This window comes from Curtobacterium sp. L3-7, from assembly GCF_048756585.1.
Classification (GTDB): domain Bacteria; phylum Actinomycetota; class Actinomycetes; order Actinomycetales; family Microbacteriaceae; genus Curtobacterium.
On sequence record NZ_CP151474.1, the window covers coordinates 2,001,660 to 2,024,680 of the forward strand.

At 67.1% G+C, this 23,021-nt stretch carries 16 protein-coding genes and 3 rRNA genes; 12 read left to right on the forward strand and 7 right to left on the reverse strand.

The window, feature by feature from the left end:
- Window positions 1–10 precede the first annotated feature (10 nt).
- The 6 genes from AAEP80_RS09760 (at window position 11) to rrf (ending at window position 9,177) form a co-directional block, all read left to right on the forward strand.
- Window positions 11–751: a pyridoxamine 5'-phosphate oxidase family protein gene (locus AAEP80_RS09760; protein ID WP_420364256.1), complete on the forward strand. Its 741-nt coding sequence runs from the start codon at window positions 11–13 to the stop codon at window positions 749–751.
- Between the two features lie 182 nt (window positions 752–933).
- On the forward strand, window positions 934–1,863 hold the full coding sequence (locus AAEP80_RS09765) for an NlpC/P60 family protein (RefSeq protein ID WP_420364257.1): 930 nt from the start codon (window positions 934–936) through the stop codon (window positions 1,861–1,863).
- Between the two features lie 41 nt (window positions 1,864–1,904).
- Window positions 1,905–3,137, forward strand: coding sequence for a 23S rRNA (adenine(2503)-C(2))-methyltransferase RlmN (rlmN, locus tag AAEP80_RS09770; RefSeq protein ID WP_420364258.1), 1,233 nt, complete (start codon window positions 1,905–1,907; stop codon window positions 3,135–3,137).
- A 713-nt stretch (window positions 3,138–3,850) separates the two neighbouring features.
- A 16S ribosomal RNA gene (locus AAEP80_RS09775) occupies window positions 3,851–5,372 on the forward strand.
- A gap of 425 nt (window positions 5,373–5,797) precedes the next feature.
- A 23S ribosomal RNA gene (locus AAEP80_RS09780) occupies window positions 5,798–8,926 on the forward strand.
- Between the two features lie 134 nt (window positions 8,927–9,060).
- Window positions 9,061–9,177 (forward strand): 5S ribosomal RNA (gene rrf / locus AAEP80_RS09785).
- Together the 16S, 23S and 5S rRNA genes form the textbook arrangement of a ribosomal RNA operon.
- A 129-nt stretch (window positions 9,178–9,306) precedes the next feature.
- Here rrf and AAEP80_RS09790 read toward each other — a convergent pair.
- The 6 genes from AAEP80_RS09790 to AAEP80_RS09815 form a co-directional block, all read right to left on the reverse strand.
- Window positions 9,307–11,724, reverse strand: coding sequence for an ABC transporter (locus AAEP80_RS09790; protein ID WP_420364259.1), 2,418 nt, complete (start codon window positions 11,722–11,724; stop codon window positions 9,307–9,309).
- Between the two features lie 37 nt (window positions 11,725–11,761).
- Window positions 11,762–12,385, reverse strand: a complete 624-nt coding sequence (locus AAEP80_RS09795) for a response regulator transcription factor (RefSeq protein ID WP_420364260.1) — start codon at window positions 12,383–12,385, stop codon at window positions 11,762–11,764.
- Complete coding sequence (locus AAEP80_RS09800; protein ID WP_420364261.1) at window positions 12,382–13,596, reverse strand: sensor histidine kinase; 1,215 nt, start codon at window positions 13,594–13,596, stop codon at window positions 12,382–12,384. Before AAEP80_RS09800 ends, AAEP80_RS09795 begins: the two co-directional genes overlap by 4 nt.
- A gap of 29 nt (window positions 13,597–13,625) precedes the next feature.
- Window positions 13,626–14,408, reverse strand: a complete 783-nt coding sequence (locus AAEP80_RS09805; RefSeq protein WP_420364262.1) for an ABC transporter permease — start codon at window positions 14,406–14,408, stop codon at window positions 13,626–13,628.
- Window positions 14,405–15,241 carry an ABC transporter ATP-binding protein gene (locus AAEP80_RS09810; RefSeq protein WP_420364263.1) on the reverse strand — a complete coding sequence of 279 codons (837 nt, stop codon included), beginning with the start codon at window positions 15,239–15,241 and terminating at the stop codon, window positions 14,405–14,407. Before AAEP80_RS09810 ends, AAEP80_RS09805 begins: the two co-directional genes overlap by 4 nt.
- Before the next feature lie 81 nt (window positions 15,242–15,322).
- Window positions 15,323–15,982, reverse strand: a complete 660-nt coding sequence (locus AAEP80_RS09815; protein WP_420364264.1) for a DNA-binding response regulator — start codon at window positions 15,980–15,982, stop codon at window positions 15,323–15,325.
- A 206-nt stretch (window positions 15,983–16,188) separates the two neighbouring features.
- Here AAEP80_RS09815 and AAEP80_RS09820 point away from each other — a divergent pair, with 206 nt between their 5' ends.
- From AAEP80_RS09820 to AAEP80_RS09845, 6 genes are read left to right on the forward strand one after another with little or no spacing between them, the layout of a single operon-like run.
- Complete coding sequence (locus tag AAEP80_RS09820; RefSeq protein WP_420364265.1) at window positions 16,189–16,593, forward strand: hypothetical protein; 405 nt, start codon at window positions 16,189–16,191, stop codon at window positions 16,591–16,593.
- On the forward strand, window positions 16,590–17,027 hold the full coding sequence (locus tag AAEP80_RS09825) for a hypothetical protein (protein WP_420364266.1): 438 nt from the start codon (window positions 16,590–16,592) through the stop codon (window positions 17,025–17,027). Before AAEP80_RS09820 ends, AAEP80_RS09825 begins: the two co-directional genes overlap by 4 nt.
- A 29-nt stretch (window positions 17,028–17,056) precedes the next feature.
- Complete coding sequence (locus AAEP80_RS09830) at window positions 17,057–17,452, forward strand: hypothetical protein (protein ID WP_420364267.1); 396 nt, start codon at window positions 17,057–17,059, stop codon at window positions 17,450–17,452.
- A complete protein-coding gene (locus AAEP80_RS09835) occupies window positions 17,449–18,339 on the forward strand; it encodes an ABC transporter ATP-binding protein (RefSeq protein WP_420364268.1) in 891 nt (296 codons plus the stop codon). The genes AAEP80_RS09830 and AAEP80_RS09835 overlap by 4 nt, the downstream gene beginning before the upstream one ends.
- Window positions 18,326–19,120 (forward strand): hypothetical protein, encoded by a 795-nt coding sequence (locus AAEP80_RS09840; protein ID WP_420364269.1) that lies wholly within the window; start codon window positions 18,326–18,328, stop codon window positions 19,118–19,120. Before AAEP80_RS09835 ends, AAEP80_RS09840 begins: the two co-directional genes overlap by 14 nt.
- On the forward strand, window positions 19,096–20,733 hold the full coding sequence (locus AAEP80_RS09845; RefSeq protein WP_420364270.1) for an ATP-binding cassette domain-containing protein: 1,638 nt from the start codon (window positions 19,096–19,098) through the stop codon (window positions 20,731–20,733). The genes AAEP80_RS09840 and AAEP80_RS09845 overlap by 25 nt, the downstream gene beginning before the upstream one ends.
- Window positions 20,734–20,761: 28 nt before the next feature.
- On the opposite strand, the gene AAEP80_RS09850 is transcribed toward AAEP80_RS09845, so the two are convergent.
- A complete protein-coding gene (locus AAEP80_RS09850; protein ID WP_420364271.1) occupies window positions 20,762–22,843 on the reverse strand; it encodes a UvrD-helicase domain-containing protein in 2,082 nt (693 codons plus the stop codon).
- Between the last annotated feature and the right edge of the window lie 178 nt (window positions 22,844–23,021).

Consider the following 23,021-nt stretch of genomic DNA (forward strand, 5'->3'; position numbering starts at 1 on the left):
CGTGATCGCCATGACCAGCACCCCCGCCGTTCCCTCGATGTCCGTCCGCCGGAAGCGCGACCGCCAGGCCACCGATCCCGAAGCCCTCCGCGAGGTCCTCGCCGAGGCGTTCGTCGCCCACGTGGGCCTGGTCCGCGACGGCCACCCGATCGTGCTGCCGTTCCTCTGCGGCGTCGGCGACCTCGGCGCAGGGCCCGTCCTGCTGCTGCACGGGTCGACCGGGGGCGGCCTGTTCCTCGACGCCGGCGCCGATGGTGTGCCGGTCGCCGCGACGGTGACGCACCTCGACGGCATCGTCTTCGCCCGCTCGACCTTCGACAGCTCGGCGAACTACCGGAGCGCGATGATCGCCGGCCGCGCGACCGTGGTGCCCACCGAACTCCGCGCCGAGGCACTGTGGCAGGTCAGCGACCACCTGATGCCCGGCCGCCGTGACGAGGTGCGCGAGATGGCCGCCAAGGAGGTCAGGCAGACCCAGGTCCTGCAGGTCCCGCTCGACCACGCGAGCGTCAAGATCCGGTTCGCCGGCGTCGGCGAGGACCCCACGGACAGCGAGGACCACGGCGTCTGGGCGGGCGTCCTGCCGGTCGCGCTGCGCGCGGGAGCCCCGATCGCGGGGGACATCTCGGGGGACGCACCGGTCGACGCGTCGGTCCTCGGGCTGGCGGCGCGCCTCGACGACGTCGCGGCCGACCGGGAGGCCCGCCTCGCCGCCGTCATGCGGCCGACGGTCGACGAGCCGGTCGCCTGAGGAACCTGCGAGACCGGGCGGTTCCTGTGACGGCCCGCAGGGACTCGCCGGTCTTCCCCAGCCGGGATCAGGTTCGTGACCAATACGTTATCTTCCCGAGTCGCCGTTCCCGACGGCGCGATCGCACCGCTGCGACCGTGCCCGTGCACCACCGCTCGACGGCTCGAGACCCGGAAGGAACCATGGGACGCCACGCCCTGCCCGCAGCAGCCGACGACCGTCAGCCCGCGCCGCCTGCTCTTCCCACCTCCCGTGCCCGCGGTCGACGATCGGCCTCCGGTCCCGTCGCGGCCCGTTCCACCTACGTCGAACACGCGAAGCCCGCCAAGGTGATCGCACTCCGGCAGGCGTCCTCGGGACGGCCCATCGCCGTGGCCCAGCCGGCCGGCGCCGCCTTCGTGTCCCGCTCCGGCGCGCTCCGCGCGGAACGTGCACTCGATCCCCGGCACGTGCGTCGTGCGACGAACGCCAAGCGTGCCGCGATCCTGCTCGCGCCGGCGCTCGCGTTCACCTCGGCGCTGACCCTGTCGATGCCGGCGAACGCCGCGACGCCGGACGTCACCGCGGCGCAGACCGTGTCCGCCGCCGAGCCGCTCCAGAACTACACCGTGGCGCACGACGTCCAGGTGCCGATCACCACGACCGACGGCATGAGTGCGACGACCACGACCGTCGTCTCGTACCCGACCCTCGTGACGCGCTTCGGCGTGACCACGGCGCAGGCGCAGGCCGCACTGTCCACGGCGCTCTCCGCGGGCGGCGATCGGGCGACGATCCTGTCGACGGCGCTGCAGTACCTCGGCGACCCGTACGTCGAGGGCGGGGCGAGCCACTCGGGCATCGACTGCTCCGGGCTGACGATGGTGGCGTACCAGGCGGTCGGCATCCAGCTGGCGCACTACGTCCCGACCCAGGACGCGGCCGCGACGACGATCCCGGAGTCCGAGGCGAAGCCTGGCGACATGGTCGTGTACGACAACGAGGACCACGTGGGCCTGTACCTCGGCGAGGGTCTCGTGCTGCAGGCGCCGCACCCCGGCGAGGTCGTCGACATCGTCCCGATGTACGCCGCCGCGCACCACTTCGCCCGCCTGCTGCCCGCCGGTTCCTGACCGGACGCCGACCCGCGCCACGCGTCCCGTAAGCTGGAGTGATGGCCGCCGACACCCGAACCCCGTTCGAAGAGCAGCGCTCTGCTCGCCCGCAGGTGCGTCCGCGCACCGAGGGCTGGACCCAGGCCACCGACGGGGAGGGCCGTCCGCTCCTGCAGTTCGCGTCGCCGAAGCGCGGCAAGCCGCCGGTGCACCTCGCCGACCTGTCTGTGGAGGAACGCGAGGCCAAGGTGGTCGAGCTCGGCTTGCCGAAATTCCGGGCCAAGCAGCTGTCGACGCACTACTTCACGCACTACTCGTCCGACCCGTCGACGATGACCGACCTGCCCGCCGCCCAGCGCGAGCAGCTCGTCGCCGGGATGCTCCCGCCGCTCCTCACCGAGACGAGGCGCCTCGCGACGGACAAGGGCGACACCATCAAGTTCCTCTGGAAGCTGCACGACGGCGCCCTCGTCGAGTCGGTGCTCATGCGCTACCCGGGGCGCATCACGCTCTGCGTCTCGTCCCAGGCCGGCTGCGGGATGAACTGCCCCTTCTGCGCGACCGGACAACAGGGCCTGACGCGCAACATGTCGACCGCCGAGATCATCGAGCAGATCGTCCGGGCGAACGCGGCCATCGCCGCGGGAGAGCTCGGGGGAGATCCGCGCAAGGGCGGCAAGGACCGTGTCGACGCCGAGCGCGTGACGAACATCGTGTTCATGGGCATGGGGGAGCCCCTGGCGAACTACAAGCGGGTGATGGACGCCGTCCGGACGATGGTCGCGCCACAGCCGCACGGACTCGGCATGAGCGCTCGCGGCATCACGGTGTCGACCGTCGGGCTCGTCCCCGCGATCAACAAGCTCGCCGACGAGAACATCCCGATCACCTTCGCGCTGTCGCTCCACGCGCCGGACGACGAGCTCCGTGACGAGCTCATCCCGGTCAACTCGCGGTGGAAGGCCGACGAGGCCATCGACGCCGCCCACAACTACTACGTCAAGACCGGGCGACGGGTCTCGATCGAGTACGCGCTCATCAAGGACATGAACGACCACGCCTGGCGAGCCGACCTGCTCGCCGAGAAGCTCAACAAGCGCGGCAAGGGGTGGGTGCACGTGAACCCGATCCCGCTCAACCCGACGCCCGGATCGGTGTGGACCTCGTCGGAGGTCCACGTGCAGGACGAGTTCGTCCGTCGACTCAACGCCGCCGGCATCCCGACGACCCTCCGCGACACCCGTGGCAAGGAGATCGACGGGGCCTGCGGGCAGCTCGCCGCTGCCGAGTAGTCGGCCGTTCCACCTCGAGGGGCACAGTGCGTTCGCGCACTGTGCCCCTCGTCGTCCCGGGGGTTCCGCCGTCGCCCGCTGGGACTCCGCCTCGCGCCGCGCCGATCGAGTGCGCAGACGTGGCGACCCGGAGTCCCTGCACGTCGCACCATCCGCGCTCTCGATCGGGCTCGCGTCGGCCGCGGGGATCGAGTGCGCAGACGATGCGCGTCCGGGGCCAGACTGGCCGCCACTTCTGCGCACTCGGGCCGATCGCGGCGCCTGGCCATGAGCGCCCGGACGCGCGACACGCCCGGGGGGAGCGACGGTTGGCAGGGCCCCCGGGGCGTGTGTAAAGTAATCACTCGTTGCCGCTGAGGCGGAGAACGGAACGGCCGAGACGGACACCAGGGTGCAAGCCCCGGAAGTCGCAGTCCGGACGGGTTCCCGCTCTGGCAACCACCCCCCGTAGAAGCCGAAGAGATTCGGCGTGCTCGGGGAACAAGAACGAATGCCTCTCTGGCGGAACCTCTTTCGGGGTCGAGCGGGGAGTGCGTCTGGTCCTTGAGAACTCAACAGCGTGCACATTGTCAATGCCAATTTATTGACCCCGTGCTCGGCCGGTTTTGCTGGTCGAGTCGGAGACAATTCCTTTTGGATTGAAGATTGTCAGTAGACAGTCAACAGTCAAGATCAACTCGGCCTGACGCTTTCGGGTGTTGGGTCTGTAATTTTTTACGGAGAGTTTGATCCTGGCTCAGGACGAACGCTGGCGGCGTGCTTAACACATGCAAGTCGAACGATGATGCCCAGCTTGCTGGGTGGATTAGTGGCGAACGGGTGAGTAACACGTGAGTAACCTGCCCCTGACTCTGGGATAAGCGTTGGAAACGACGTCTAATACTGGATATGATCACTGGCCGCATGGTCTGGTGGTGGAAAGATTTTTTGGTTGGGGATGGACTCGCGGCCTATCAGCTTGTTGGTGAGGTAATGGCTCACCAAGGCGACGACGGGTAGCCGGCCTGAGAGGGTGACCGGCCACACTGGGACTGAGACACGGCCCAGACTCCTACGGGAGGCAGCAGTGGGGAATATTGCACAATGGGCGAAAGCCTGATGCAGCAACGCCGCGTGAGGGATGACGGCCTTCGGGTTGTAAACCTCTTTTAGTAGGGAAGAAGCGAGAGTGACGGTACCTGCAGAAAAAGCACCGGCTAACTACGTGCCAGCAGCCGCGGTAATACGTAGGGTGCAAGCGTTGTCCGGAATTATTGGGCGTAAAGAGCTCGTAGGCGGTTTGTCGCGTCTGCTGTGAAATCCCGAGGCTCAACCTCGGGCTTGCAGTGGGTACGGGCAGACTAGAGTGCGGTAGGGGAGATTGGAATTCCTGGTGTAGCGGTGGAATGCGCAGATATCAGGAGGAACACCGATGGCGAAGGCAGATCTCTGGGCCGTAACTGACGCTGAGGAGCGAAAGCATGGGGAGCGAACAGGATTAGATACCCTGGTAGTCCATGCCGTAAACGTTGGGCGCTAGATGTAGGGACCTTTCCACGGTTTCTGTGTCGTAGCTAACGCATTAAGCGCCCCGCCTGGGGAGTACGGCCGCAAGGCTAAAACTCAAAGGAATTGACGGGGGCCCGCACAAGCGGCGGAGCATGCGGATTAATTCGATGCAACGCGAAGAACCTTACCAAGGCTTGACATACACCGGAAACGGCCAGAGATGGTCGCCCCCTTGTGGTCGGTGTACAGGTGGTGCATGGTTGTCGTCAGCTCGTGTCGTGAGATGTTGGGTTAAGTCCCGCAACGAGCGCAACCCTCGTTCTATGTTGCCAGCGGGTTATGCCGGGGACTCATAGGAGACTGCCGGGGTCAACTCGGAGGAAGGTGGGGATGACGTCAAATCATCATGCCCCTTATGTCTTGGGCTTCACGCATGCTACAATGGCCGGTACAAAGGGCTGCGATACCGTAAGGTGGAGCGAATCCCAAAAAGCCGGTCTCAGTTCGGATTGAGGTCTGCAACTCGACCTCATGAAGTCGGAGTCGCTAGTAATCGCAGATCAGCAACGCTGCGGTGAATACGTTCCCGGGCCTTGTACACACCGCCCGTCAAGTCATGAAAGTCGGTAACACCCGAAGCCGGTGGCCTAACCCTTGTGGAAGGAGCCGTCGAAGGTGGGATCGGTGATTAGGACTAAGTCGTAACAAGGTAGCCGTACCGGAAGGTGCGGCTGGATCACCTCCTTTCTAAGGAGCATCTGGCATCGCTTGCGATGTCCAGGCGCCGGATCGAGACGAACGTTCTCGCCGGTAGCTCATGGGTGGAACATTGACAGTGCAGTCGGGAGCGCGGCTTCCGGTCTTAGTACGCCAGGTCTTCGGGTCTGGTTGGAAGGGGTCGGGGGTGAGCGGGCTGGCTGGTGCACGTTGTTGGGTCCTGAGGGACCAGGCTTCCTGCCGTCCACGTGAGTGGTGGTGGGGGTTGGGCCGGCGGAGTGATCCGCATGGTTCTTCGATGGGCCACATGAAGCTAGCTGTTATGGCTGGGGGAGTGTGGTGCCGATCGTATGTTGAGAACTACACAGTGGACGCGAGCATCTTAGATCGCTCGCAACGATGACTGCTCTTCGGGGTGGTCGTGTTGTCGAGTCGATCGCAATTTTAATCTTTGTGGTCAAGTTTCTAAGAGCAAACGGTGGATGCCTTGGCATCTGGAGCCGAAGAAGGACGTAGAAATCTGCGATAAGCCTCGGGGAGCTGATAATCGAGCTGTGAGCCGAGGATTTCCGAATGGGGAAACCCCGCCAGGCGACTTGTCGACCTGGTGACTCCCGCCTGAATATATAGGGCGGGTAGAGGGAACGTGGGGAAGTGAAACATCTCAGTACCCACAGGAAGAGAAAACAACATGTGATTCCGTGAGTAGTGGCGAGCGAAAGCGGATGAGGCTAAACCGATCATGTGTGATAGCCGGCGGGCGTTGCATGGTCGGGGTTGTGGGACACGTCGCTCAGTTCTGCCGGACTGGGGCGGTTACAGCGCATCATAGTCGAACCGGTTTGAAAGCCGGGCCGTAGTGGGTGCCAGCCCCGTAGACGAAATGGTGTTATGGCCGGATGTGTATCCCAAGTAGCACGGGGCCCGAGAAATCCCGTGTGAATCTGTCAGGACCACCTGATAAGCCTAAATACTCCCAGATGACCGATAGCGGACAAGTACCGTGAGGGAAAGGTGAAAAGTACCCCGGGAGGGGAGTGAAATAGTACCTGAAACCGTTTGCTTACAAACCGTCGGAGCCTCCTTGTAGGGGTGACGGCGTGCCTTTTGAAGAATGAGCCTGCGAGTTAGTGATATGTGGCGAGGTTAACCCGTGTGGGGCAGCCGTAGCGAAAGCGAGTCTGAATAGGGCGATTTTAGTCGCATGTCCTAGACCCGAAGCGAAGTGATCTATCCATGGCCAGGTTGAAGCGACGGTAAGACGTCGTGGAGGACCGAACCCACTTCAGTTGAAAATGGAGGGGATGAGCTGTGGATAGGGGTGAAAGGCCAATCAAACTTCGTGATAGCTGGTTCTCTCCGAAATGCATTTAGGTGCAGCGTTGCGTGTTTCTCGCCGGAGGTAGAGCTACTGGATGGCCGATGGGCCTCAACAGGTTACTGACGTCAGCCAAACTCCGAATGCCGGTGAGTGAGAGCGCAGCAGTGAGACGGTGGGGGATAAGCTTCATCGTCGAGAGGGAAACAACCCAGACTACCAACTAAGGCCCCTAAGCGTGTGCTAAGTGGGAAAGGATGTGGAGTTGCATAGACAACCAGGAGGTTGGCTTAGAAGCAGCCACCCTTGAAAGAGTGCGTAATAGCTCACTGGTCAAGTGATTCCGCGCCGACAATGTAACGGGGCTCAAGCACACCGCCGAAGTTGTAGATTTCGCATGTTAGACAAGCCTTCGTGGTTCAGTCGTGCGGAGTGGTAGGAGAGCGTCGTGTGGCGAGTGAAGCGGCGGAGTAATCCAGCCGTGGACGCCACACGAGTGAGAATGCAGGCATGAGTAGCGAAAGACGGGTGAGAAACCCGTCCTCCGAAAGACCAAGGGTTCCAGGGCCAGGTTAATCCGCCCTGGGTAAGTCGGGACCTAAGGCGAGGCCGACAGGCGTAGTCGATGGACAACGGGTTGATATTCCCGTACCGGCGAACAACCGCCCAAGCTAATCCAGTGGTGCTAAGAGTCCTAACCCGTATCCAGCGGATCCCTTCGGGGTGAAGCGGTGCGGTCTAACGCTCGACCCCATGCTGGTGCGGTTAGCGTATGAACAGGTGTGACGCAGGAAGGTAGCTGAGCCAGGCGATGGTATCCGTAAGGTGAACCTGGTGTAAGGATGTAGGGCTGACGATAGGCAAATCCGTCGTCTGTACGCCTGAGATCCGACGCGTACCCGTTAGGGGAAATCAGTGATCCTATGCTGCCGAGAAAAGCATCGACGCGAGGTTGCAGCCGCCCGTACCCGAAACCGACTCAGGTGGTCAGGTAGAGAATACCAAGGAGATCGAGAGAATCGTGGTTAAGGAACTCGGCAAAATGCCCCCGTAACTTCGGGAGAAGGGGGGCCGGACACGTGACCGGATTCACTCCGTGAGCGTTGAAGGCCGCAGAGACCAGTGGGAAGCGACTGTTTACTAAAAACACAGGTCCGTGCGAAGTCGCAAGACGATGTATACGGACTGACGCCTGCCCGGTGCTGGAAGGTTAAGAGGAGGGGTTAGGTTTCGGCCGAAGCTCTGAATTTAAGCCCCAGTAAACGGCGGTGGTAACTATAACCATCCTAAGGTAGCGAAATTCCTTGTCGGGTAAGTTCCGACCTGCACGAATGGCGTAACGACTTCCCAGCTGTCTCAACCGCGAACTCGGCGAAATTGCACTACGAGTAAAGATGCTCGTTACGCGCAGCAGGACGGAAAGACCCCGTGACCTTTACTACAGTTTGGTATTGGTGTTCGGAGTGGCTTGTGTAGGATAGGTGGGAGACTGTGAAGCGGGCACGCTAGTGTTCGTGGAGTCATTGTTGAAATACCACTCTGGTCACTTTGGATGTCTAACGTAGGACCCTGATCGGGTTCATGGACAGTGCCTGATGGGTAGTTTAACTGGGGCGGTTGCCTCCCAAAGAGTAACGGAGGCGCCCAAAGGTTCCCTCAACCTGGTTGGCAATCAGGTGGCGAGTGTAAGTGCACAAGGGAGCTTGACTGTGAGACTGACAGGTCGAGCAGGGACGAAAGTCGGGACTAGTGATCCGGCAGTGGCTTGTGGAAGCGCTGTCGCTCAACGGATAAAAGGTACCTCGGGGATAACAGGCTGATCTTGCCCAAGAGTCCATATCGACGGCATGGTTTGGCACCTCGATGTCGGCTCGTCGCATCCTGGGGCTGGAGTAGGTCCCAAGGGTTGGGCTGTTCGCCCATTAAAGCGGTACGCGAGCTGGGTTTAGAACGTCGTGAGACAGTTCGGTCCCTATCCGCTGCGCGCGTTGGAAATTTGAGAAGATCTATCCCTAGTACGAGAGGACCGGGATGGACGAACCTCTGGTGTGTCAGTTGTTCTGCCAAGGGCACCGCTGATTAGCTACGTTCGGACCGGATAACCGCTGAAAGCATCTAAGCGGGAAGCCGTCTTCGAGATGAGATTTCCATGCACCTTGAGTGTGAGAGGCTCCCAGCAGACTACTGGGTTGATAGGCCGGATGTGGAAGCGGGGACTAACGACCCGTGGAGCTGACCGGTACTAATAAGCCGAAGACTTGACAACACAATTATTTCCGTGACTTTCGGGTCACGGGCTCGCGTCCACTTTGTGGTTCCCGACAGACGATCGGGAATCAATTGAATACTTCAGCAACGGCTTGAAGGAACATGTTGAGACCAGATCATGGTCGACAGTGTTCCGGTGGTCATAGCGAGAGGGAAACGCCCGGTCACATTCCGAACCCGGAAGCTAAGCCTCTCAGCGCCGATGGTACTGCAAGGGGGACCTTGTGGGAGAGTAGGACGCCGCCGGACTTCTTTTGCAACACCAGGGAACCCCTGACCAGTACTGGTCAGGGGTTTTCTGCGTTTCCGGGGCCGGACCAGGACTAAGACCAGGACCAGGACCAGGACCAGGACCAGGACCCGGACCCGGACCTGGCGTCAGCGTCCGAGCTCGGCCCTGAGGTAGGGGGCGGTGCGACTGCCGGCCGCCGCGGCTACCTCGGCGGGGGTGCCAGCAGCGACGACCCGACCACCCTCGTCGCCGCCCGACGGGCCCATGTCGATGACGTGGTCCGCCGCTGCGACGACGTTCATCGCGTGTTCGACCACCACGACCGTGTTGCCGGCGTCCACGAGTCGGAGGAGCTGCGTCGTGAGGAGCTCGACGTCCGCGGGGTGCAGCCCGGTGGTCGGCTCGTCGAGCAGGTACAGGGTGTGGCCGGAGCGAGCCCGCTGCAGTTCGGTCGCGAGCTTGATCCGCTGCGCTTCACCGCCCGACAGCTCCGGCGCCGGCTGTCCGAGGCGCAGGTACCCGAGTCCGACCTGTCGGAGGGTCTCCAGCGCGCGAGAGGCCACCGGCAACGACGCGAGGAACGACGCCGCGTCCTCGACGGTCATCCCGAGCACGTCCGCGATCGTCGCGTCGTGCCACCGGACCTCGAGCGTCTCGGCCGTGTACCGCGACCCGTGACACTCCGGGCACGGGGCCCAGCTCCCCGGCAGGAACAGCAGCTCCACCGACACGGATCCCTCGCCCTGGCAGACCTCGCACCGGCCGCCGACGACGTTGAACGAGAACCGGCCGGCGGTCCACCCGCGGGCCTTCGCCTCGTCGGTGCCGGCGAACGCGGCGCGCACCGCGTCGAACAGCCCGGTGTACGTGGCGAGGTTCGACCGCGGCGTCCGGCCGATCGCCTTCTGGTCGACCTCGACGACCCGGTCGATGCCCGGGTGTTCAAGGGCCACGGACGGCAGGACCCCACCGACGAGCGACGACTTGCCCGACCCGGACACGCCCGTGATCGCGGTGAGGACACCGAGCGGCAGGTCGATGTCGAGCCCGCGGAGGTTGTGCCGCGTGACGTCCCGGAGCTCGAGCGTGCCGGACGCTGTCCGCGGCTGACGATCGACGGGCGGTCGCGGCTGCAGGTAGCGGCGGGTGACGGATTCCTCCACGGACGCGAGCCCGGGCACGGGCCCGCTGTACAGCACCGTCCCGCCCGACGCCCCGGCACCCGGGCCGACGTCCACGATCCAGTCGGCCTGCCGCACGATGCTCATGTCGTGCTCCACGACGAAGACGCTGTTGCCGCCGGCGCGGAGTCCGTCGAGGACCTCGACGAGCGGCTCGACGTCGGCCGGGTGCAGACCGGCACTCGGCTCGTCGAGCACGTAGACGACGCCGAAGAGTCCCGACCGGAGCTGCGTGGCGATGCGGAGCCGCTGCATCTCGCCGGGGGAGAGCGTCGGCGTCGCGCGGTCGAGCCCGAGGTACCCGAGGCCGAGCCCGGTGAGCACCTCGACCCGGGTCAGCAGGTCCTTCGCGATCGCGACGGCGACCTCGGTGCGCTCACCCGACGAGGCGCGAGACGTCGCCGGCGCCGCATCCGTGAGCTCGGCGACGGGGCGGAGCACCTCGGCGAGTGCGGTGAGCGGGAGTGCGTGCAGCTCGGCGATCGTCTTCCCGCCGAACGTCACCGCGAGCGCCGCCTGCGTCAGCCCGGTGCCGCCGCACAGCGTGCACGGTCCGGACTCGACGAACTGCAGCACCTTCTTCCGCTGCGTCTCGCTCTGCGAGTCGGCGAGCGTGTGCAGTACGAACTGTCGTGCGCTCCAGAACCGTCCCTTGTAGGGCTTCGCGATCCGGTCGCGCTGCGGGTGCACCTCGACGACGGGCTGCTCCTCGGTGAACAGCAGCCAGTCGCGGTCCTCGCGGGACAGCTCCCGCCACGGCCGGTCGATGTCGTACCCGAGGACCGCCGTCACGTCGCGGAGGTTCTTGCCCTGCCACGCACCGGGCCACGCGGTGATCGCCCCGTCGCGGATGCTCAGCGACGGGTCGTGCACGGCGGAGGCCTCGGTGACCTCGTGCGCGGTGCCCAGCCCGTGACACCGCGGGCACGCACCGGCGACGGTGTTCGGGGAGAAGGAGTCGGACTCGAGCCGCTCCGCCCCGGGAGGATACGTGCCGGCGCGGGAGTACAGCATGCGGGTCGAGTTCGACAGGGTCGTCAGCGTGCCCACCGTCGACCGGGAGCTCGGGGCGCCGCGCCGCTGCTGCAGTGCCACCGCCGGCGGGAGGCCCGTGATGGACTCCACGTGCGGCGTCGACCCCTGCGCGATGAGCCGTCGCGCGTACGGGGCGACGGACTCCAGGAAGCGACGCTGCGCCTCGGCGAAGATCGTCCCGAAGGCCAGGGACGACTTCCCCGAGCCGGAGATCCCGGTGAAGGCGACGATCCGGTCGCGGGGCACGTCCACGTCGACGCTCCGGAGGTTGTTCTCGCGGGCGCCGCGGACGCGGATCATGCCGTCGATCGCGGTGGACGGGGTCGGTCGTGCGTGCGGGGCGGGCATTCGTTCGACTGTAGACGCGCGCGGCTGACCGCGGCCGTCAGAGGATGCGCAGCTCCATCGCGCGCGTCACCGCTCGGGTGCGGTCGCCCACGCCGAGCTTCTCGAACACGTGGCCGAGGTGCGTCTTCACCGTCGTTTCGCTGAGGAACAGCGTGCGACCGATCGCCGGGTTGCTCTGGCCCTGCGCGACGAGCCGGAGCACGTCGAGCTCCCGGGGCGTGAGCGATGGCCCGGTCGGCACTGCGCCGGTCGCCCGGCGGACCAGTGCGGCTGCTGCCGAGGGCGCGAGTGCCGTCTCGCCCCGCGCGGTCGCCCGGACCCCGGCGAGGATCTCGGACTCGGGAGCGGCCTTCAGCAGGTACCCGGTGGCACCGGCCTCGATCGCGGCGAGGATCTGGTCGTCGGACTCGTACGTCGTCAGGATCAGTACGCGTATCCCGGGCTCCACGGCGAGGATCCGCGCGGTCGCAGCGTCCCCGTCGATCCCCGGCATCCGGAGGTCCATCAGCACGACCTCCGGCCGCTCGGCGAGCACCGTCGACACCGCTGACTCGCCGTCGGCGGCCTGGCCGACCACCTCGACGTCGTCGGCGTCCTGCAGGAGCGCGACGATTCCCGCGCGGACGATCGGATGGTCGTCCGCCACTACGACGCGGATCACCGGGTCACCGCCGCAGCGGGGTGCTGGACAGCCGGGAGGCTCGGTGCGGCCCCGGCGGGCAGGCTCGCCTCGACGACGGTGCCGCGTCCAGGGCCGCTGGTGATCCGGCAGGACCCGCCCGCCAGGGCGAGGCGCTCCCGGAGGCCGCGGAGTCCGTGGCCCGCGGTCGGGTCCGATGCGTCGAAGCCGACCCCGTCATCCGTGATCCGCAGGACGGTCTGCTGGGGCGAGGGCAGCAGTGCGACGCGCACCGAGGCGGCGCGAGCGTGCGCGCGGACGTTGCCGAGAGCCTCCTGGGCGACCCGGAGCAGCACCACCTGCGCGTCGCGGTCCAGCGCGCAGTCGGGCGCGTCCACCGTGACGGGCGTGCCGGTCTCGCGGGTGTGCCGCTCGCCGAGGCGGTGCAGCGCGCCGCCGAGGCTGTCACGGGTGACACCGGCGGCACCGGCGGCGATGAGGGCGCGTGACTCCTCGAGTGCTGCGCGGGCGGATTCCTCGAGGACGGTGAGGCGTTCTTCGAGCGCGTCGGTGCGGTCGCTTGCGAGGTCGCTCTGCGCGCGCTCCGTGAGCATCACGATGCCGGCGAGGTTCTGCGCCACGGTGTCGTGGATCTCCCGGGCCAGGCGCTCCCGCTCACTGGCGATGCCCGCGGTGCGGTTCGCCTCGGCGAGGGACGTCTGTGTCGCGCGGAGCTCGTCGAGGAGTCTGCGGCGCTCCTCGGACAGCCCGGCGACGCTCGAGATCCAGACGCCCATGGCGCACGCGCCGACGACGCTGATGCCCTCGATGAGGAGGGTGCTGACGAGCGCCCCGGCGCCGCTGGAGACCTGCAGGCCGATGCCGCTCGCGACACCGATCGCGATCGAGAGGAGGACGGCGCTCCTGATGCGTTCGGACTGGACCCACACGAGCGGGAACAGGATGCACTGCACGAACGCGGTGCTCGGGGCGACGGCGGGCAGGACCAGCGCGGCGGCGACGAGCAGGGGGAGGAACGCCGCTGCCGCCCGGGGCTCGTCGTAGCCGCGGTGGCCGAACGCGGCGTACGCGACGACCAGGACGGCGATCGCGGCGTACGCGGGCCAGCGGGTGCTCCACGGGGACCAGCCGTAGGCGGTGATGAACGCCGTGAGGGCCATCGTCGCGGCGAAGAAGGCGTGCAGCCACCGGTTTCGCACCCAGGACTCATCGGTCATGCGCGTTGTGCCCATGGTCCGAGCATCCCACTTCGGAGTCGGCATCACGCGTCCTTGCGGTTCCAGCGGAACGTCAGCACGCAGGCCACCGTGCCGAGGACCAGCCACGCGACCAGGACGAGCGTTCCGAGGCCGAGCTGCGACGAGCCTCCCGGCTCGGCGGACGCGAACGCGTCCGGCAGGAAGACGGAGCGCATCCCGCTCGCCATCCAGCGGAGGGGGAAGACCGACGCGACGTTCTGCAGCCAGCCGGGGAGCTGCGTGAAGGGGAGGTAGACGCCGGAGATGAACTGCAGGACCAGGACCACGGGGACGATCGTCGCGGTGGCGCGGCGGCCCTCGCGGGGGAGTGCGGAGATCGCGATGCCGAGGACGCAGCTCGTCGCGATGCCGAGCAGCATGATGCCGGCGAATCGAGCCCACTGCTCTGGGGCTGTCGGCAGGTCCACGCGGAAGACGATGCTCGCGATGCCGATCAGCAATGCCGTCTGGAGGATCGTCGTGACGAGGACCATGCCGATCTTGCCGATGAAGTAGCTCAGCACCGGGAGTGGCGTGCCGCCGAGGCGCTTCAGGGTGCCGTCGCTGCGTTCCGTGGCGATGTCGACGCCGAGGGACTGGGTGCCGGAGAGGAGGAAGCCCGTCGCCACCAGGCCCGGGAGGTAGTACGTCGCGTAGTCGACGCTGGCGCTTCCTGCTCTGATGTCCGCGGCGCTGCTGAAGGCGACCGAGAAGAGGGCCAGCATGATGATCGGGAAGAGGAACGTGAAGAACACCGCGTCGGGGGCGCGGAAGTAGGAGCGGATCTCGTAGGTGATGCGGTTCACTTCGACCCCACCATCTCGAGGTAGACGTCCTCCAGGGACGGGCGGATGACTTCGAGGTCGCGCATCGGGTCTGTGCTTGCCCTGATCAGGACGGCGGGGTCGTTCGTGCGTTCGTCGTGCTGTTCGTTGTCGCTCGTCCACCTGACTCGGGGGGTGCGTGCCTCCGCGCCGCCCAGCTCGTTGATCGGGGCGAGGTCGAGGAGCCTGCCGTCGGCGATGACGGCCGCCCGGTCCGCAAGGTGCGCTGCCTCGTCGAGGTAGTGCGTGGTCAGGAGGATCGTCGTGCCCTCGCCGCGGACCTGCCGGAGGAGACCCCAGAACTGGCGGCGAGCCTCCGGGTCGAAGCCGGTCGTCGGTTCGTCGAGGAAGAGGACCTCCGGGCGGCCGATGATGCCGAGGGCGACGTCGACGCGGCGGCGTTGGCCACCGGAGAGCCTCGCTATCCGGGTGTTGCGTTGTTCCGTGAGCCCTGTGGCGTGCAGGGTCTCTTCGACGTCCCGACGCCTCGGGTAGAGCGTTGCGAAGTGGCGCAGCTGCTCGGCCACGGTGACGTTCGGGGACTCCGCGCTGGACTGCAGGACGATGCCGATCCGGGCGTTGTGGCTGCGGCTCGTGCGGGCGGGGTCGTGGCCGAGGACCGTGACCGTGCCGTCCGTGCGGGATCGGTAGCCCTCGAGGATCTCGACCGTTGTGGACTTGCCGGCGCCGTTGGGGCCGAGGAGGGCGAAGGTCTCGCCGGCCTCGATGGTGAAGGAGACGTCGTCGACGGCGAGCTTGCCGGTGGGGTAGCGCTTCGTGAGGTGGTGGACCTCGATGGCGGGGGATTCGGGCATGAGTCCAGCGTGGCGCGGCCGGGCCGCCGGCGGATCGGTGGGTGGGGCGTGGGTGCATCCTCCGATCGGAGGATGGGCCGCTCAGTCGTCGTCGTCGTCAGTGCCCTCGTCGTCGAGCAGACCGGCACGCAGTCCCAGGATCGCGAGTGCGACGCGGTTCGTCACCCCGAGTCGCGTGAAGACCGCCGCGAGGTGGGCCTTCACGGTGGTAGGTGCGCAGTGCAGCTCGGTGGCGATCTGGCTGTTGGTCAGGCCGCGGGTGACGGCGCGGACGACTTCGCGTTCGCGCGCGCTGAGGCGTGCCGCGGCCCGTCGGGCTTCGATGTGTCCCGGACTTCGGCGACCCAGCACCCACTGGTCCAGGAGGAGTCGGGACTGACGGTCCGAGAGTGCAGGCCGTCCGTCGGCGAGACCGCGAACGGCGCGGATGAGCTCATCTGGATTCGCTGACTTGGTGCGGTTGCCGGATGCGCCCGATTCGAGTGTCGCGAGGAGGAGGTCGTCGTCCTCGTCGAGCGTGAGCGTCAGCACGGCGGTTCCGGCACTTGCCAGCCGTTCGATCACCACCATCGACGTGTCTGCCCGGTTCGAGACCGACACGATCGCGACCTGTCGGCGAGTCGGGGCGGCGGGCTCGACGACGCTTTCGATCCCGGCGGCGCTGGTGACGACCTCGATGCCGGTTGCGCCAGAGAAGACCGCTCGTAGACCAGCCGCAGCGAGCGGGTCCGGGTCGTGCACCAGTACTCGGATCACAGTTCATCCCCCACCCTCGTCGCGTCTCGCGTTTTGAATGTTAGCGGTAGTACTTTAGGTCGTATCGACGTCGAGACTACCTGGCCGAACGGATGGAACAAGGAGGGCCGATGGCCGATGCAGCCGAGGGTGCGAGGCTGCGAATCTCGGTACCGCAGAGCGCGCTGATGCGCTCCTGAGGAGGGGACACGATGCCGAACGAGCGTCACGAGTACGAAAACCTGGCCAAGATCGACTACCCGAAGGTCGAGGAAGACGCCGCGGTCCCGAAACTGTCGCGCGAGGCTGTTCGGGGGGAAGCCCGGGCCGGGCTCGAGGCGATCCGGGACTTCATCACGCGTGATGAGTTCATCCGTGTGCTCGGCGACCTGTACGACCAGGCTCCGGAACACCGTGACGAATTCGTCCGGACCGTCCTGCTGGACCCGGAAGCACTGCGAGAACGAGGCGTGATCGTCCCCGACGGCATCAAGGTCCAGCGCTCGCAGTTCGGTGACCACCGCCCGACCATCTTCTGCGTGACGAAGCTGATGAGCGACGGCGTTCGGAAAGTCACGTACACGTTCGACAACGAATCGATCCCGACGCCAGCATGAGCAAGACGGAGTCCGGTACCGAGATCCACCTCGTCGACGAGTTCAGTGCGGCAACGACGGACGAACTCGCTGCAGCGGGACCGATCCGTCGCGTGACCGGGCTCGTCGACCAGCGATTGCGGTTCCCGCACCGCGGGCAGCTCCGGCTGAGCGCGCGCGCCCTGGAACTCGGCGACTGGAGGCGTCTCGTGCCCGCCGAGATCGAGCGGGTCGAGCGGCGGTACGTGCCGTCGTACGGACGATTCGCTGCCGGTGGTGTGCGCGGGGGATTCCCGTCGCTCGCCGCCGCCCGTGCCGATGGGGCGCCGTTGGTCCTCGACCTGCGGGCCGGGGAGTCGATCGTCCTGCTCGTCGGCTTCCGCTCCGTCTCCGGCCTCGATCACAACCGTGCCGCGTTGACCGCACTCCGACGCTTCATCGCGTCCGCCCACTGAACGACCCGATCCACAGAATCGAGAGAACCATGACCATCAGCACGACCTCCATCGACCCCGCGCTCGAGATGACCCTCGACGAGATCCGTCACCGAGTCACCAAGGAAGCCGTGACGAAGCAGATCGACGAGTTCATCGAGATCATCTCCTCGGACGGATTCATCGACTACGTCAACGGCATCGCCGAGCTGCCCACCTACTCCGAGCGTCGTGCGCACACCGCCGCGACTGCAACGCTCGCGACCCTGGAGCAGCGTGGTGTGCCAACCCCCGAGGGGCTGCGCATCGCGACGCGCGAGTTCGAGATGCCGGAGGACGGCCGAGCATCGGCGTCCCCGCTCGTCCAGGTCCGTCCTGGTACCGACCCCCGCATGGGGTTCTGTGTCAGCATCGGGTACATCCTCTGCGCGAGCTACGGCGGGTGACACCGATCGTGGACACGGTGTCCGCCGCGGACATCTCGCACCGGTACGGCGAGCGGATCGCACTCAGTGACGTCTCGTTTCGCGTGCCACGTGGAGCTGTCGTCGGTCTCGTGGGAGCGAACGGCAGTGGCAAGTCCACGCTGCTGCGGATCATCGCCGGAGTCACCCGACCGACCAGCGGATGCCTGTCCGTGGCGGGGACGGACCTCGCCGCCGAATCAGCTGGATCGGGTGTCGGGGCGGCCATCGACGGCATGTCGCTCTGGTCGGGGTGGACGGTGGAGCAGAACCTCCGCTACCTCGCCGGGCTCGCCGGGGTCGCGCCCTCCGCTGTCGACGACGCCGCGAAGATGACCGACATCGCCGGCGAGCTCAAGACGAGGCTCCGACGCCTGTCGCTCGGGAACCGCCAGCGGGTCTCGATCGCTGCGGCTGTGCTCTGCGGCACCCGACTCGTGCTGCTCGACGAGCCGATGAACGGTCTCGACCCGGATGCTCGACGTCGGACCCGCGACCTCATCCTCACGCTCGCCCGGCAGGGGCGGACCGTGGTGTTCTCGAGCCACGACCTCCACGATGTCGAGACGGTCTGTCGGGAGCTCATCGTGCTGGACACCGGGCGATTGATGTTCTCGGGGCCGGTGGAGGACTACGCCGAACAGCTGGCGGTCATCGTGCTCGGGATCTCCGCCCACGACACCGACCGCGCCACGGAGGCGTTGTCAGGAGAGAACCTCCGGTGGTGGACAGATCGTTCGGGACTCCCGGTCGTTCCGCTCGACGACGCACCGGCGGCAGAACAGGCATTGCGTGCGGTTGGCGTCCCGGTGACCCACCGAGACCGGCGGTCCGCAACACTGGAGGAACGGTTCGATGCACGGCAGTGAAGCAGGTTCCATCGTCCGAACGGAATCCCGTCGGTGGGGTCGGGACACCACTGCTGGCATCGCCGGTGGCACGGCGGTCGTCCTCTCTGCTGGCCTGACGTTCCTCGCCGTGTCCGTCGCGGCTGCTGGTGGGACGGACACCGGCACCGGCGGCGTGCAGCTCGAGACCGACGGCGCGCTCACTTCGGCGTCGTCGAGCGCGGATCTCGCGTCCCTCGCCCAGAGCGCCGTGACGATGCTGGTGCCGTTGGTCGCGGTGGTGATCGGCGCGCACTTCGCCGGTGCCGAGATGACTTCTGGCGCGCTGCTTCATGTCGCGGTGGCCGCGCGTCGGCTCCGCGTGGTCTTCGCGGTCCGAGCGGTGTCACTCGCGGTCATCGCGGGCGCCGTCGGCGCGCTGACCGCGCTCGCCGCGATCGGGGCGGCGGACGTCGGTGTCAGAGCTGCCGGGCTGCTCCATCTGACCGCGGGTACAGCGACGGGCAGGACCGTCGCCGGGGCAGCGGCGTCCGCTGCGGTGATCGCGCTGCTCACGTTCGCACTCGCCTGTCTGACGCGGCGCTCCGTGATCGTCCTGGTCGTCATGCTCGCGTACCTGGTGGTCATCGAGCCCGTCATTGCCGGGACGATCCCGGATGGGGCCGTCTGGCTTCCACGGTCGGCGCTCACCGCGCTCGTTCGGACCGACGCTGAGCCCCTTCATGCGCTACCTGTGCTCCTGGCGGCACTCGGCCTGGTGTGCATCGCGGTCGCGCGATGTCGTCGAGACAGGGCCGCGTGATCGCGACCCTGGACCCGGCAGTCGCGGAAGCGCGATGCGATCGCACTCAGCTCGTCCTCGGTCACGTCGCGTCACTCGTTGCATCGACCTTCGAACTCGTTCTGCCCCTCGTGATCGCCTTCGGCGTGAGCGCGCTCACTGCACGCGGCGCGGACTCGCCGCTCGTCTGGCTGCCCGTCGCAGCCGCGGTGGTGGGATCGGGAGCGACCGCCGCCTGGCGCGCCCTCGTCCTCGCGCGGATCGGCGCGGAGGAAATGCGACGCCTACGCCTCGGCATCGCCCGCAGACTGCTCGGGATGTCTCCTCGTGCCGTCGAGCAGCTCGGGGTCGGCGAGGCCGTTTCGATCTCCTCCCGCACGGTGGGTGAACTCGAGCCGCTGCTGTCGGCGGCCCGCATCCGCCGTCGGACCGCGATCGTGATGCTCGCCGGGTGTCTCGTCCTGCTGTTCGTCTTCGACTGGCGCCTCGCATCGGCGATGTTCGGGGCGCTCGCCGTCGGTGCCACCTCGATCGCGGTGGTCCTGCGCCCGGTGAAGGCTCGAGCTGGGCGAGCGCTGGTCGCGCTCGGCCGGACGACTGCCGATCTGAACGAGCACCTCCTGTCGATCCGCTCCGCGACCGTCTGGGGACTCGCTGCGCCCCACCTCCGTCGTCTCGGACGCGACCTGTCCGACGTCGCTCTGGCGGAGCGACAGATCGGCCGTGCGCAGGCCCTCGTCGACCTGGTCGTGAAGGTCATCTCGATGGCGCTGCTCATCGGTCTCGCTGCCCTCGGGGTAGCGCTCGTCGCCGGCGGGACGCTCTCGGCGGCGCGCCTCTCGGGGTTCCTCGGAACGGTCGCGGTGTTGCTCGGACCCGCGGCGTCGTCCGCGCAAGCCGCGCAGCAGCTCCAAGCAGCCAGGGCCGCCGCGGAGCAACTTCGCGCCGTGCCGCCCACCCCGTCGACCCGGTCGCTGCCGCAGGGCCTCGGAGTGCCGATGACTCCGCCGGTCGTCCGAGCGGTCCACGTCAGGTGCTCTCCCGCCGACGGCGTGCTGACCGAGGCGGTGAGTTTCTCGGCTGGCCTTGGCGAGATGGTGTGCCTGGTCGGTCCGAGCGGGTCCGGGAAGACGACGCTGTTGTCTGCGATCGCGGCGCTCGCGCACGTGGAGGACGGGACGCTCAGCGTCGGCGGGATCGACGTCGGTGGCTGTGACCCCATCGAGCTGTGGCGGCAGATCGGCTACGTCGAGCAGACGACGCCGACGCTCGGCGGGTCGGTCCGCGAGTTCCTGACCCCCGACGCCGAGCACCCGCCCGACGTCGACCTCGTCATGCGGTTGATCGACGAGCTCGGGATGACGGAACGACTGGGCAGCGCCGGGCTCGATGCGGCACTCGAACGCGGCGGTACCAGTCTGTCCGGGGGAGAGCGGCAGCGCTTGGCTGTGATCAGGGCGCTGGCGAGCAACCGTCCGTTGTTGCTGATGGACGAGCCCACCGCTCATCTTGACGTCGCGACCGAGGAGCAGGTGCTCGAGGCGATCGACCGGGCTCGACCCGGCCGGATCGTCATCGTCGCATCGCACTCGGCGGAGTTCGCCCGTCGAGCGGATCGCGTTGTGCGGTTGTGATGCCGACCCCTCGTCGAGTGCAGGTCGTTCAGGATCGCCCGAGTGAACCGACCCAGAGGCCGTCCCGCGCTCGGGTCATCCCGACGTACAGCTCGCGGCGGTCGAGCTCACGGCGCTCGCGGGCGGCGACGGATTCGGTGTCGGGAGCGTCCGCGAGGAGCTTCGCCGGCACGTGCGGCAGCAGGACCTGCTTGAACTCGAGGCCCTTCGCACGCTTGATGGTGCCGACGCGGACCCGGTCGGAGCTCTTGCCCGTGTAGTGCTTCAGCGAGACGGACGGCACCCCCGCGGCGTCGAGGACCGCCATCACCTTGTCGGCCTGCGGGTTCGTCGCGGTGAGGATCCCGACGTCGCCGCGGCCGGTGCCGACGAGACGGAGGACCTCCTCGACGCGGGCGAGCAGCGCGGCATCGTGCGCCGCGCGGTCGGCGAATCGTCGGACGGCAGGCTGCGGGCCGGATCGGGTGACGTCGGAGACCGCATCGCCGGCACCGTCGACCCCCTCGATGTCGACGAACTGGTCGTCCGCCACCATCTGTTTCGCGAACTCGAGGATCTCCGCGGTGTTGCGGTGGTTCACGTCGAGGACGACACCGCGCCCCGAGAGGCTGATGCCGACCTCGCCGAGGGTGTACCCGCCCGGGTAGATCGTCTGCTGGCCGTCGCCGATGAGTGTGAGGCCGTCTGGACGATCGCCGACCAGCGCGTGCAGGAGCGAGACCATCGCGCACGACAGGTCCTGGGCCTCGTCCACGATGACGGCGTCGTAGCGGTCGAGCGGCTGCTCGCGGACGGCATCGCGGGCGAGCAGGACCACGTCCTCGAAGTCGCAGATGCCCCGGTTCCGCAGGTTGGTCGAGTACGCCTCGTACAGGTCCCAGACCGCCTGCCGGATCTCGACCGGCAGCGCGTGCTTCCGCCCGACGCGCGCCAGGTCGGCGTACTCGTCGAAGCGCGTCAGCCCACGACCCTTGATGACGTGCCCGATCTCTTCTTCCCAGTACCGGCGCGTGAAGCGCGGGGCGCGCAGTGGACTGGAGGCTCCGATCACGTTCCATGCATCGAAGAACGCGCGCTGAGCCTCCAGCCCGTCGATACGGAACACGACTCCGCGCTCCTTCAGGAGCTGGCTGGCGAATGCGTGGACGTTCACGAAGTCGACGCGGTCGACCATGTCGGGCGCGAGGCGTTCGAGGAGCGACCGCAGGACGGCTGGGAGGGTGCGGATGTAGGTGGTGAAGAGGACGCGGCCGCCGGACGCGCGTGCCAGGTAGGCGGCACGGTGGAGGCCGACGACGGTCTTGCCGGTGCCTGCCGCACCGCGGATGCGGGCGGGGCCGTTGAAGTTGCGGCGGACGAGCTTGGCCTGGGCCGGGTCGAGGAAGGCCATCCACTCCTCGATGGGGGCGTCGAGGACGGCGTCGATGAGGTGGTCGTGAAGTTCTTCGGTGTCGACCACCGGGTCGGGATCACGGGGGAGGACCGTTGCCGGAACGATGACCTGCGGTGGCGCGTGTTGCTCGCCGTCGATGACCGGGAAGTGCGCGAGGACTGCGGTGAGGAGCTGGTCGACTCGGGTCGCGCTCAGGCGGCGGCCACGTTTTGTGATGTGTGCGATGAGGTCGTTGACGCCGACGACGTCGACCGAGGCGACCTCGGCGTGCACCTTCTTCTGGCCTGCCAGGGCGACGACCGCGTGGACCTCGCCCGGCGGGAGGCCGATCTCCGCGAGGGCGGCCTCGGTCTTCCACGCCAGGTCGGCGAGGTTCGCGACGTCGTCCGTGACGTCCTCTTGGCCGCGGGTGATGCGGCCGTTGTGGACGGCGACGTCGCGCCAGGCCTTCGTGTCGACGATGAAGACGCCGGCGCTGCCGACGACGACCATGTCGACCTGGGCGGTCTTGCTGCCGGGCCAGCGGCGATCGGCGAGGAGGTGGTAGCCGATGCCGGCCAGGGGAGCGAGGACCTTCGCTGTCTCGCTCTCGGTGCGGTGGGCGATGTCGAAGCGGCTGGCGCGGGCTTCGGCTTCGTCGGCTTGGCGGCGGAGTTCGTGGGCGCGGTCTCGTTGGCGGCGGGCTTCGGTGCGTGCTGAGTCGCCGGCGATGGTCATGGTGTGGTGCCCTCTCGACCCGCGCCTCCCGTGGGCGGATGGTCATGAGCTATTCTCGTGGCTCGCCGTGGCGGACGGTAGGACCAATTCTGGGGGCCGGTAGTTCGCGCGTGCCGTTGTTCGCGTTGGCGGCGTGGGCGACCGCCGGAAGGCGGCGGTCGGTCAGAAGCCACCGGTA